Source organism: uncultured Metabacillus sp. (assembly GCF_947503125.1).
In the GTDB taxonomy this organism is placed as follows: Bacteria; Bacillota; Bacilli; order Bacillales; family Bacillaceae; genus Metabacillus.
This window is the reverse complement of sequence record NZ_CANNCR010000087.1, coordinates 1-12356: the sequence shown is the minus strand read 5'-3', so window position 1 is coordinate 12356 and position 12356 is coordinate 1. Positions and strand designations below refer to the sequence as shown.

11 protein-coding genes are annotated in these 12356 nt (G+C 38.5%); 8 read left to right on the top strand and 3 right to left on the bottom strand.

Annotated features, from left to right (window positions below; genetic code table 11):
* Window positions 1-28: 28 nt before the first annotated feature.
* The 7 genes from Q1B07_RS24710 to Q1B07_RS24680 all read left to right on the top strand — a co-directional run bounded on the left by Q1B07_RS24710 (window position 29) and on the right by Q1B07_RS24680 (window position 7874).
* Window positions 29-436, top strand: coding sequence for a hypothetical protein (locus Q1B07_RS24710; protein WP_299094931.1), 408 nt, complete (start codon window positions 29-31; stop codon window positions 434-436).
* A 43-nt stretch (window positions 437-479) separates the two neighbouring features.
* The gene (locus Q1B07_RS24705) at window positions 480-1394 is read left to right on the top strand and encodes a proline dehydrogenase family protein (RefSeq protein ID WP_299094929.1); all 915 of its coding nucleotides are present in this window, start codon (window positions 480-482) and stop codon (window positions 1392-1394) included.
* A gap of 24 nt (window positions 1395-1418) precedes the next feature.
* Complete coding sequence (gene pruA / locus Q1B07_RS24700; RefSeq protein WP_299094927.1) at window positions 1419-2990, top strand: L-glutamate gamma-semialdehyde dehydrogenase; 1572 nt, start codon at window positions 1419-1421, stop codon at window positions 2988-2990.
* Between the two features lie 645 nt (window positions 2991-3635).
* On the top strand, window positions 3636-5000 hold the full coding sequence (locus Q1B07_RS24695; protein WP_299094925.1) for an MFS transporter: 1365 nt from the start codon (window positions 3636-3638) through the stop codon (window positions 4998-5000).
* A 28-nt stretch (window positions 5001-5028) separates the two neighbouring features.
* Entirely contained in the window at window positions 5029-5160 is a 132-nt protein-coding gene (locus Q1B07_RS24690; protein ID WP_299094923.1) for a hypothetical protein, read from the top strand.
* A 402-nt stretch (window positions 5161-5562) separates the two neighbouring features.
* Window positions 5563-6615 carry a proline racemase family protein gene (locus tag Q1B07_RS24685; protein ID WP_299094920.1) on the top strand — a complete coding sequence of 351 codons (1053 nt, stop codon included), beginning with the start codon at window positions 5563-5565 and terminating at the stop codon, window positions 6613-6615.
* Between the two features lie 278 nt (window positions 6616-6893).
* Window positions 6894-7874: an ornithine cyclodeaminase family protein gene (locus Q1B07_RS24680; RefSeq protein ID WP_299094918.1), complete on the top strand. Its 981-nt coding sequence runs from the start codon at window positions 6894-6896 to the stop codon at window positions 7872-7874.
* Between the two features lie 895 nt (window positions 7875-8769).
* Here Q1B07_RS24680 and Q1B07_RS24675 read toward each other — a convergent pair.
* Genes Q1B07_RS24675 through Q1B07_RS24665 form a run of 3 tightly spaced genes read right to left on the bottom strand, consistent with a single transcriptional unit; the run spans window position 8770 to window position 11075 of the window.
* Complete coding sequence (locus tag Q1B07_RS24675) at window positions 8770-10281, bottom strand: DHA2 family efflux MFS transporter permease subunit (protein ID WP_299094916.1); 1512 nt, start codon at window positions 10279-10281, stop codon at window positions 8770-8772.
* A 30-nt stretch (window positions 10282-10311) separates the two neighbouring features.
* Complete coding sequence (locus Q1B07_RS24670; protein ID WP_299094913.1) at window positions 10312-10455, bottom strand: hypothetical protein; 144 nt, start codon at window positions 10453-10455, stop codon at window positions 10312-10314.
* A complete protein-coding gene (locus tag Q1B07_RS24665) occupies window positions 10455-11075 on the bottom strand; it encodes a TetR/AcrR family transcriptional regulator (protein ID WP_299094911.1) in 621 nt (206 codons plus the stop codon). Before Q1B07_RS24665 ends, Q1B07_RS24670 begins: the two co-directional genes overlap by 1 nt.
* Before the next feature lie 245 nt (window positions 11076-11320).
* Here Q1B07_RS24665 and Q1B07_RS24660 point away from each other — a divergent pair, with 245 nt between their 5' ends.
* Window positions 11321-11881, top strand: a complete 561-nt coding sequence (locus Q1B07_RS24660; protein WP_299094909.1) for an HD domain-containing protein — start codon at window positions 11321-11323, stop codon at window positions 11879-11881.
* Window positions 11882-12356 lie beyond the last annotated feature (475 nt).

Genomic DNA, 12356 nt, shown 5'->3' with positions numbered 1-12356 from the left:
TGAGATTACTATTTGGTGTTAGTGAAATTTGGAGAATACACGAGTATTAGCGAGAAAATTAAACTTTATTGAGGGAGAGTGGCTAAAAGAAGGAGCGTTCCACTCCGAAATTTCATTTTGGGACACTGATCCGCAAGAATTAGTTCATTATGATAAAGTAGTCGTGGATGATTTCGAACATGTGAAGCATCATGGTGTTGACGTGAGTTACCGTGCGGTACGAGATGGTGTTCTGGCTGAAGAGGATGTTCATAATCTAGGAGACATCATCAATGGTAAGGTTTCTGGTAGAGATTGTCCTAAGCAAAAAATATTATTTAATCCAATCGGGATGTCTATCCACGATGTATCGGAGGCATATCGCGTCTACAAAAGTGCTAAAGAAAAAGGCATTGGTAAGGATTTAGCTTTATGGGAGCATCCACATTGGTTGTAAGAGTCGAAAAGTATAGAGAATTTTGGATGGGGTGTAATCTACAATGGAGAAATTACTCAGCAATTCCTTTCAGACACTTGCTAAAAACAAAATGGCCAATAAAATGGCAAAAAAATACGGGTTGAAATTTGGGGCTAAACGCTTTGTGGCTGGAGATTCCATTGACCAAGCTGTAGCTTGTGTCCAAAGGATCAATCAAAATGGCATGGTTGCTATGTTGAACTATTTAGGGGAATATGTTTTTACGGAAGAAGCCGCACAAGAGGCTACCAGAAACTGTATACGAACATTAGATGCCATTCATCGGTCAGGCATTGACAGTAACCTGTCTGTTAAGATCACGTCATTGGGGCTTGATATAAGCAAAGAATTATGCATCGAGAATTTAAAGCAAATTCTCGATCGGGCAAGTGAATATGGGAATTTTGTCAGAATTGAAATGGAAGATTATTCACACTGTCAATTGACCTTAGACATCTATAAAGAATTAAGACAAGATTATGACAACATCGGGACAGTACTTCAAGCCTATTTGTATAGAACCGAGGAGGATATCAATGACTTAAACAACTATAAGGCTAATTTACGACTGGTAAAGGGTGCTTATAAAGAGTCTTCTGACGTCGCTTTCCCTAAAAAGTCTGATGTGGATAAAAACTATGAAACTATCATTAAAAAGCATTTATTGAATGGAAATTACGCTGGTCTCGCTACACATGATGACGTTATGATCAAGAAGATCATTCAATTTACGGAGGAATATCGCATTCCAACAAGCCAATTTGAATTTCAGATGTTATATGGAATTCGCAATGACCTGCAAAAACAACTGGCTGACCAGGGCTATAAAGTACGCGTGTATGTACCATACGGCGTAGACTGGTTTGGTTACTTCATGCGAAGACTCGCAGAACGTCCTGAAAATGTGGCCTTTGTTTTAAAAAATACATTTAAATAGAAACATAAACTAGGAGGAAATAAAATGACCAAAACACTTGATACTCTTAAACTCGATACTTTTCAGAACGAACCGGATACAGATTTTTCAATCGACAGTGAGGTAATGGCGCTTAAGGAAGCCATCTCTTCTTTCAAAAAGGAGTTAGGAAAGGATTATCCTGTAATCATCGGGGGAGAAAAAATTTACACCGAAGATAAACTGACGTCAATTAACCCCGGAAAGAAAGAGGAAATCGTAGGATATGTGAGCAAAGTGGACCGTGAGATGGCGGAGAAAGCAATCCAGACAGCAACAGAAACTTTTGCTTCCTGGAAAGGAGTTCCTGCTGAGAAACGTGCTAAGTATCTATTCAAAGCTGCCGACCTGATGAGACAAAGACGCCATGAGTTTTCCGCTGTCTTAATTCTTGAAGCTGGGAAAAATTATGTAGAGGCTGATGCGGAAGTGTCAGAGGCGATTGACTTTATGGAATACTACGGAAGATCGATGATTCAATTGGAAGAGGATACTCATTACGTGAAAAGTATTCCGGGCGAGAAAAACAGGCTGACATACATTCCATTAGGAGTAGGTTTTATCGTTCCGCCTTGGAATTTCCCACTAGCTATTTGTGTTGGTTTAACAGTATCAGCTGTGGTGACAGGGAATACGACTCTTCTGAAGCCAGCTTCTGTTACACCCGTAATTGCCTATAAATTTGTAGAATTAATGGAAGAAGTCGGCCTGCCAGCAGGTGTCATTAACTTTATTCCTGGAGATTCATCCGTCATGGGAGATTTTATTACTGGACATCCGCTTACACGCTTCATTAGTTTCACAGGATCTAAAGATGTCGGTCTTCATATTAATGAGCTTGCAGGAAAAACGGCGAAAGGCCAAAAGTGGATCAAGCGAGTAAATGCGGAAATGGGCGGTAAAGACGGAATTGTGATCGATGAAACGGCAGATTTAGAAGCAGCGGCAAAATCAATTGTCTCCTCGGCTTTCAGCTTCCAAGGGCAAAAATGTTCGGCAGGATCCAGAGCCATCATTGTGGAAAGCGTGTATGACGAGTTAGTGGAGAAAGTGGTTCAATTGACGAAAGAGCTCACCATTGGTAACGGGGAAGAGAACCACTTTATAGGGCCAGTGATCGACCAAAAAGCCTATAATACCATCTTAAAATACATTGAAATTGGAAAACAAGAGGCAAAACTCGTTTTGGGTGGAGATACAGGCAGTGATGAAGGGTATTACATTCATCCAACCATCTTCATTGATGCAGACCCGAACTGCACGATCATGCAGGAAGAAATCTTTGGTCCGGTGCTGGCGATTGCAAAAGCCAAGGACTGGGAGGAAGCGATCGATATCTACAACAATACCGATTACGGCCTTACAGGTGGATTCTTCTCAACCGACGAAGCGCGTATTGAACAAGCCATTGAACGAATGTACTGCGGAAACCTCTATATCAATAGAAATGTAACGGGCGCACTTGTCGGTGTACACCCATTTGGCGGATTCAACTTATCCGGAACAGACTCTAAGGCAGGAAGTTACGATTATTTAAAATTATTTAGTCAAGGGAAATTGCATACTCAAAAAATTTAATTCAATATAGAAGATTATTAAATTATTGTGAGAAAGACCCTCACTTTATAATTAGTTGTTATTATAAAGAATCGAAGTGAGGGTTAATCTTTATGGGTGTTAAATAATGTAAAATTCTTATGATAATTAGATATTCCTACTTTGGTGTTACTTTCAATTTGAAAGACTAATAATTATGATATCCGTTCGTCCTCGTAAGATTTAATATTTCAGATTTTTCAAAAAATATAAAGGTATGAGAAGTTCCTAATGATTAGGAAGGATTGAAACAACAAATTTCAATGGATTACATTAGGAGATGCTCATAACATCTTAAGTTACCTTTTTAGAAGATTGAACAGGCCAGTTTTGAAATGAGTTGGAAGCGGTTTCAGCAGATTCTACCCTGGAATGAGGAAGAATTCTTCCTTTTCAATAAAGCGCATATGAACGAATGTACTGTAAAACCTATTTTAACAGAGATGTAACGGACGCTCTCATTGGTATGTTACAGGTATGTTACCCATTTGGTGGATTCAACTTATCCGGAACAGATTTCAAGGTAGGAAGTTAGGATTTTTTGAAATTATTTAGTATGAAGCATAATTGTAAAAAAATGGGGTAGAGAAGAAAAATTTTAAATATTCAGTATTATGGAGGGGAATTATGAAAAGAACACGTACACTGGAAGAAATGCCTTTAGGTAAATTTCATTTTCAAATGTTCTTCTACACCGGCGGAGGAGCCTTTATTGACGGGTACATTATTGGAATCATCGCAGTAGCCCTGGCAGTTTTGCAGCCCCAGTTTGATATGTCGTTAACCCTGGTTGGTATGATCGCAATGGCTATGTATGTCGGGATGTTTTTTGGCGGAATCATTGGGGGTTACTTGACGGACATTATTGGACGAAAGACGATGTTTATTCTCGATTTAGCCCTTTTTGTCCTTGCCTCGATTCCCCAGTTTTTTGTGACTGACCCAGCGCAGCTCATTATTTGGCGCTTTATTTTAGGATTCGCGGTAGGGGCTGATAATCCGATTTCCGCTACGTATATGGCGGAGTTTGCCCCTCGTAAGCAGCGGGGTGTCTTACTTGGTGGACTAATCGCACTGTGGTATGTTGGCTACGGTGCGTCATATTTGGTAGGGTATTGGATGCTGGCTCTAGGTGACGACAGCTGGCGTTGGATGCTGGCAAGCAGTGCAATTCCGGCGATCATTCTTTTGCTGGCCCGCTTGAGGATGCCAGAATCCCCTCTCTGGCTGGCAAGCAAGGGAAAAGAAAAAGAAGCCAACGCTATTATTCAAGGGGTCTTTGGAAATGATGTGGTCCTCTCCGATTCCTTCGAAACGAAAGAAAAGACGTCATTTATGGACATGTTTAAAAACGGATATGGAAAATGGACTCTGTTTATCGCGCTGTTCTGGACGCTTCAAGTGGCTCCTGCCTTTGCGATTGCTACCTACATCCCTCAAGTATTAGGGGGATTTGGATTTGCGGATGGAAACAGGGAGTATCTGGGTGCTGCAATTATGAGCCTCTTCTATTTAGTCGGTTTATTGCCGGCAGTCTATCTGGTAGATAAAATAGGAAGAAGACCGGTACTCATTTGGCCATTTTTAGTCTCTTCGATTATTTTAGTGATATTAGGTATAACGTCAAGCTGGCAGTTGTCATTTGCCGTCACCATTACGTTATTTGTCATTTACGGTATTTTTAACACAAGTATGAATATCCACCAATGGATTTATCCAAATGAGTTGTTTCCGACAAAAATTAGAGGAACAGCTGTAGGATTTGGCACAGGCGTGAGTAGAATTGGTGCCTCTCTGAGTACACTTTTGTTTCCCATGATCTTGGCTAAGTACGGGCTTGAAGTTACCATGTACTGTTGTGCAGCCCTATTTTTTCTTGGGTTTCTCATTTCACTTGTGATGGCTCCAGAGACCAAGAATATGACTCTGGCAGAGACAAGTGCTTTAAACAAACCTAGCAGTAAACCTAGTCCTATGAGAAAGTCGGTTTAAATGATGTTTGTAGAAAGGAGGCGTTTTTTTGTTATTACTTTCAGAAAAAGACGTCGAAAATTCCCTGTCAATGGAAGAAGCAGAGATTATACCAATTACGGATAAATCTCAGCTGGTTCGAAATTCAGACATCATTATTACTGCAACTACATCACAATAGTCTCTCCAGTCCTTCCAGACGATATGGAGCTCTATAAAAATAAGTTAGTTGTAGGGGTAGGATCTTACAAAAGTAATATGAGAGAATTGCCGTAAACTTTGTTTGAGCAAGCTGATTATTATTATTTTAATTCGGAATAAGGAAAAATAGAATGTGGTGATATTATAGACCCGATGGAAAAAGGTTGGGTTGAAGATCATCAGGTTATCCTTTTATCCGATTTATTATCTGTGAAAACAAAAGTACCGAGAAATGACAGTCTTATTATATTCAAAACGGTAAATATGGCCTTGTTCGATGCCTTATTGGTAATTATGTTTATAAAAAAGCCAAAAATTTAGGGATTGGACAAGAAGTTAATATTTAATAAATATTTGATTAGAATTATAGGAGTGATAAGATATGGCTTTTAAAAGAATGATTCACGCAGTAGATACTCATTCAGGTGAACCAATGCGTGTCATTACTGGAGGAGTTCCTAATATACCTGGAAATACAGTATATGAGCAGATGCGTTGGCTCCAGGAAAACGATGACCAGCTAAGAATGCTTATGTTAAGGGAACCGAGGGGGTATCCTCCTCTTTGTTGTAACCTTATCGTCCCGCCTAAACATCCTGAAGCGGATGCAGGTTACATTATTATGGAACAGGTTGAGTATCCAGTTATGTCTGGTGGTAATACCATAGCTGTTGTTACAGTACTTTTGGAAACGGGCATGCTGCCAATGAAGGAGCCAGTTACTGAGCTAACACTTGAAGCACCTGCTGGACTTATTCGTGTAAAAGCAGAATGTTCAAATGGTAAAGTGACGAACGTAACATTTAAGAATGTTCCGGCTTTTGCACCATATATCGATGCAGAAATTGATGTACCTCATTTAGGAAAAGTAAAGGTGGATGTAGGATGGGGAGGGATGTTCTATGTTATTGCTGATGTTCGTCAGTTTGAAGGGCTTGAACTTATTCCTGAACATGGACATGAAATTGCCCGTATTTCATCTATGATACGTAAGGCAGCTCAGGAGCAATTACCCGTAGAACATCCAGATTATCCAGGGGTTGGAATAACGATTTCCCAGCTTTCAGGGCCCTCTTCTAATCCGGAAGCTGACTGGAAAAATGTCGTAAATGTTGCTTCTGGAGATCTTGACTGGAATGACCCTTCTACATGGACAGGTGCTTTGGATAGGTGTCCTTGCGGGACTGGAACTTGTGCAAAGATGGCTACCTTGTATGCGAAGGGTGAATTGAAAATGAATCAAGATTTCCGACATGAAGGGATTTTAGGGACAGTATATAATGGTCGTCTTGTTGATGAGGTTAAAATTGGTGACTATAAAGCTGTCGTACCAACTGTTAAAGGACAGGCATGGATTACTGGATTTAACACTTATGTACTTGATCCAACGGATCCTTTTCCTAACGGATTCAGTATAGGAGATATTTGGGCATAAGGGAGTTTTTGAATATTAGAGTGAATATATAATATTTGGAAAAGTTTTCAGAAATTTTAGTAGTAATTGATTCTTGTACAAAAACTTCACCAAAATCCATCAAAGTTATACAAATTTTAAATTGGTCAGGTGGAAATATTTAATGAATATGGAATAAAAAGCATAGGAGTAATAAGATATGAGTTTTAAAAGCATGGTTCAGGCAATAGATACTCCATTCAGGTGAACCAATACGTGTGATTACTTGAGGAGTGCCTAATAAATCTAAGGAGGATATTATGCGACAATTTACAGAAGAACAAGTACAAAATATACTTGATATGGAATTTGTTCTCCCTGTTATCAAGGAGGCTTATGAAGATTGTGTTGAAGGGAAAATTCATGCAGGAAACCGTATTTTTATGCCTATTCGCGGCGAAAAAAATGTGGGACAATGGTTAGTCGCTAATTGTACGAACAAACCTTTCTTCGGATCAAAATTCTCATCTGTTTTCCATGGGAATTTGAAAAAAGGTCTGCCTAGTACAATCTCTAAAATCAGTTTATATTCAGCTGAAACTGGCGAACTTCAAGCACTGATTGATGCGAACTATCTGACTGCCATCAAAACAGGCGGCAGTGCAGCAATCGCTACTGACTTAATGGCAAGAAAAGATGCCAACAAACTAGGAATTATCGGCTCAGGACTCCAAGCGTTCTCTCAAGTATTGGCCATCCAAGAAATTCGACCTATTGAGGAACTTTACGTGTATGATCTTAATCCTGAACGAGTAGAAAGTTTTAATAAAAGAATAGAAAAGATCAAAAATCGGCCATATAAAATCATTGCGGCTAAAACGGCTGACGAGTGCGTGTCATTCTCTGATATTATCTGTACTTGTACTACCTCACTCACTCCTGTATTTAAAGGAAGTTCAGTCAAACCAGGTACACATATCAACGCGATTGGTTCTTTTACCTCTTTTATGCAGGAAATTGATACAGAAACAGTAGTGAAATCGGATAAAGTAATCACGGAACACGTTGAGGGTTTATGGGAAGCCGCCGGTGATATTTTGATTCCATTCGAACAAGGAAAGATTACCAAAGACAAAGTGTCAGGTACGGTGGGAGATGTGCTAACGGGAAAAATTCCAAAAAGAGAAAATGAGCAAGAAATCACGCTCTATGAAAGTGTCGGATCCGGTGTCTTAGATATCGCACTTTCTATTGCTGTTTACAATAAATTAGTGAAAGATCTGGATGCAGCTCTTCTGTAGCATGGACAGACTTCTTTCAAGAAATGTTATTGTTAATGCAAATCATGAGCAAAGCCAAATCCATAAGTTTTGGCTCTACTCGGTCTATTTAATGATCATTATGTAGATAAGCAAGAGTTGAAGATTAGAATTGGTTTGAATTTTGAGCTTTTAAAACAGGTTAGGGGCTGTTCCATCGTATTTTAATAGAAGAAGAGAATACAAAATTAATAGTTCTATGCATATAAGTTCCTTCAAACTTGGACATTACTTGTAGAATCGGAATCATCCGCTAATCAAAAAATATTTATTATGAGGGGATCGTTATGTGGATAATAACTGTTTATTCAAACCAAACGATTAAAATGTTCGAATTTGACACAAAAGAGGAAGCGAGAGAAGCTTTCAAGAATATTCATGGCTGTAAAATTATATCCGAGATTGTTTATTTTAATGATCCTAATTTTGCTTTAATAGTTCATTGAAAAACGTTAAAGGATATTAAGGGAGATGGGTAATACTGGTGTTTGATCACAATAGATCATTCAAATTTAGTATTGAAAAATTAACATTAAAAGTAATTTAACGATAAATACCTCGAGAAATTTATGTTTTTTTAATGTTGAATTTTTGGATCTGCTGCCTTCGTGCATGCACTACTTTAAAAATTCCTCATTCTTGTTGCAAAATAAATAACAAAGAAACCCCTATGGGGGGAAGCTGATGATAAAACTGAAAAAATAATTAGAAAAACTTGGCTTATCGCAAAGTCCTAATGGCGAAAGCCTTAGTTTTTCTTAAACTATCATCCATAAAATCTTGTACTCTCTGATAGTATAAAAAGTCGATTCTTTGAAGGAATCGACCTCTTTATAAGTGAAAACTTCCTTATGTTTCTACATCCAAGTTCGTTTCATTAAACCGTCTCAGCCTTCATCTGTTTATTCCCTTGCTGATTCAACTTCCTAACTGCTTCTTTACTAGTATCAACACGTTTCACAAAGAGAGCTAAAAGGAGAGCTAAAATATTAATTCCTAATGCAACATAGAAGGAATATTGGATACCAGCTAATAAAGCTTTCTGTGTTAACAACGCTTGAGCAGCTGTTGTCATTGTTGTCGGATCAATACCAGTCATTAGGCTTTCAGCTTCTGTTTTTGTTACTGAGTTCATAATTGTCACAAGGACCGCTGTGCCGATTGAACCTGAGACTTGCTGGGCAGTATTGTTAACAGCTGTACCATGGGGATTTAATCGTGTTGGTAATTGATTTAAACCGTTTGTCATAATCGGCATCATCACCATTGACATCCCGAACATGCGCAATGTGTAAACAAGTATTATATAGGTGTGACTAGAATCAATTTGTAGGTGTGCTAACATGTAAGTTGACACGGCGGTAATTGCAAGACCTATTACAGCAAGGATACGCGGACCAAATTTATCAAATAGTTTACCTGTAATTGGCGACATCAGTCCCATTATAATCGCACCAGGCAGCATCATTAGCCCTGAATCAAGCGGTGAAATGCCTCTGACATTTTGCACATACGCCGGTGTTAAGATCATCCCGGAGAACATCGCGACCGCATTGACAATGGCGATCACAGAACCAAGCGCAAACATAGGGTACTTATAAACACGTAAATCTAATAATGGTTCCTCCATTTTAAATTGACGATAGATGAAGGCGAATAAAGCAATCGCTCCAACAATAAGAGTCGTTAAGACGATGGCATCAGTCCAGCCATCTGAGCTTGCCGCACTGAAACCATATAGCAAACCGCCAAAACCGATTGAAGATAAGACAACTGATACGTAATCAAGCTTTGCATTTTTGTTTTGCTCCATGACGTTTTCAAGCTTCCAAATCGCTAATAATAGGGTAATAACAGCTAATGGTAAAATCATTTCAAACAGTAAACGCCAGTCATAATGCTCGACAATATAACCTGATAATGTCGGTCCAATGGCAGGGGCGGTAATCATGACTAGACCGAAAACCCCCATAGCTGCACCACGTTTTTCACGCGGGAAGCTGACAAGCATAATATTCATCAATAACGGTCCCATAACGGAAGAACCTGCTGCCTGGATCATACGCCCGGTAAGCAAGACACCAAAGTTTGGGGCAAAGGATGCTAACGCAGTACCTAATGTGAAAATGAGCATCGATGTTATATATAAGCTGCGGTTCGAAAACCGTGTTAATAAAAAGGCTGACGCTGGAATTAACACACCGCTGACAAGCATATAACCAGTCGCAAGCCACTGGATTGTTGAATAATTTTTAATATCTAAATCGACCATCATCGAAGGCAGTGCCACATTTAAAAGCGAGTTATTTAAAAAAGAGACAAACGCTCCGACAAATAAAATCGCAATCATTAAATAGGGCGGTTTCTTTTGTTGTAAATCTGTTTCCATCTATCTATCCCCTTATTCTATAAGATTTCATCAAGGATTACTCATGCATTCTTTATTCGACTTGTTTGGGAGGGCAGGTCGTTTACATAATTGTGCATGGATTCCTTGTTTCCTAAGTCTTTCAACAAACTTTTTCAAATCAATCGATTTTTTTGTTCCACCAAGTGTTTTCATTAGAGCTCTTCCTTTTGAAGCCCTCTTTTTAGCAGTTCCATTTGATCCATATAATTTTGCAAAGCTTCTTCATTCGTTGAATCCTTTACGAATACCTGAATCAGATTTTGAAAGGTAACAGCACTGAGAATTTTTATAGCTTGATGAAGTTCTCGTTCATCTTTAATATTCAATTTTTCACGATTAATTAAGTTAATCATACTCAAATACTGATTTTTCTGATTCTCCTGGTAAATACTGTTTGCTAATGTTTTTTCCTGCTTATAGTTCATATTTAAATAGACATTTTTAAAAAAGTTTTTGTGTTCAGCTTCTCTGTGTCTCTGAACCATAAATTTGAAGATTCCAGTAAACGTCTCAAATAAATCACCTTCTTTCTCCTTCAAAGTGGATATAAACCGCTCATGATTTTTTTGGGCTAGTTGGTCTAATAGATAAAAGAACAAATCCTCTTTGTCCTCAAAATATTGATAAAAACTGCCTCTAGGGATTCCCGCATGTTTGATAATATTGGCAATCGATGCTTCATGTAATGGCACCCTCGAAAATTCTTCTTTTGCAGAGTGGATTAAGATGTCCTGTTTGTCTTTAGGTAAGTGAAAAAACGTTTGTTTAGGCATAATGACTCTCCTTCATATCAAAGTGACACCGTGTCATAATCAAGCACAAACAAATTATATATGACACAGTGTCATAAGTCAAGATGAAAAATGACAGTGTGTCATAACAATTCCTTATGAAGTAAAATGCATGAAAATATACAAAAATGGAAGTAGAAGAGGGTAAAATGAAAGATGAAACAGCATATTGGTTCATATAGGCAGGGAAAACAGCTAAGAATAGGCAATAAACGAGGAGGAAATTGATGAGGATAATTGAACAAGCGATTAACTACGCAGCAGCAGCACATGATGGGCAAAAGAGAAAAGCAACAAACATTCCATATATGACACATCCATTTGCTGTCGGCATGCTCCTGCAAAAAGAGCGGTGTTCAGATGATGTCATCGCAGCCGGCATTTTGCATGATACAATTGAAGACACTTCTGTTACATACGAGGATTTAGAAAAGACATTTGGCATGAGAATTGCCAACCTTGTCCTTGCGGCAACTGAACCTGACAAAAGCTTGCCTTGGGAACAAAGAAAACAGCATACGATCGAAGCATTGAAACATGCTGATTTAGAAGAAATCAAAATCATTACTGCAGATAAATTACATAATTTGCGAAGCATTCATGCAGATCTAACTGCACAGGGAGAGAAAATCTGGGAACGTTTCAGCCGCGGAAAACGTGAACAACATTGGTATTATGCAAGCATTGTTAAGGCAATATCAAAATATCGTAACGACTTCCCGCTAATCGGTGAGCTTGAAAAAGAAGTGGAGGCGGTATTTGAATTGGGGATGAAGGACAAAACATAGGTAAACTCCGATGAAAGTGTCCTTCATTCAAGGGATGAAAGACAAAACACAAGTAAACTCCGACGATAGTGTCCTTCAAACAGCTGATAAAAGATAAAGTACAAGTTACAATAGGTCGAGAGGCTTTTTTTACATACGATACATTATTGTCTTAGTCCTTTATTCAACATAAGTCCGTTTATAGAAGCATTCTATCAATCGATCTAAAAGGGGGTAGCCATGGTGGGATCATGAAGATTTATATGCTAAAGCATAATTTTAGAGGGATAAAAAAGGGAACTCAATTCTATTTGATTGCTGAATCTGAATTTATCGGTGTCAAAGATTTTGTTTTACGAACGAAAGACTTAGCTATCAGGATATCCATTAATGAAAGGGAATTACATCACCATTTTACTTTATTACTCAACTTTCGCAGAGTGAGATCGGCAAATAAGCCTTGATATAACTAGGAAGGCCAGCGATCCACCTCTCG

Excerpts from the sequence above, each read along its gene's own strand:
- Q1B07_RS24675 (WP_299094916.1), bottom strand. The coding sequence starts at position 10,281 with ATGGAAACAGATTTACAACAAAAGAAACCGCCCTATTTAATGATTGCG.
- Q1B07_RS24670 (WP_299094913.1), bottom strand. The coding sequence starts at position 10,455 with ATGAAAACACTTGGTGGAACAAAAAAATCGATTGATTTGAAAAAGTTT.
- Q1B07_RS24665 (WP_299094911.1), bottom strand. The coding sequence starts at position 11,075 with ATGCCTAAACAAACGTTTTTTCACTTACCTAAAGACAAACAGGACATC.
- Q1B07_RS24695 (WP_299094925.1), top strand. The coding sequence starts at position 3,636 with ATGAAAAGAACACGTACACTGGAAGAAATGCCTTTAGGTAAATTTCAT.
- Q1B07_RS24680 (WP_299094918.1), top strand. The coding sequence starts at position 6,894 with ATGCGACAATTTACAGAAGAACAAGTACAAAATATACTTGATATGGAA.
- Q1B07_RS24660 (WP_299094909.1), top strand. The coding sequence starts at position 11,321 with ATGAGGATAATTGAACAAGCGATTAACTACGCAGCAGCAGCACATGAT.
- pruA (WP_299094927.1), top strand. The coding sequence starts at position 1,419 with ATGACCAAAACACTTGATACTCTTAAACTCGATACTTTTCAGAACGAA.
- Q1B07_RS24705 (WP_299094929.1), top strand. The coding sequence starts at position 480 with ATGGAGAAATTACTCAGCAATTCCTTTCAGACACTTGCTAAAAACAAA.
- Q1B07_RS24685 (WP_299094920.1), top strand. The coding sequence starts at position 5,563 with ATGGCTTTTAAAAGAATGATTCACGCAGTAGATACTCATTCAGGTGAA.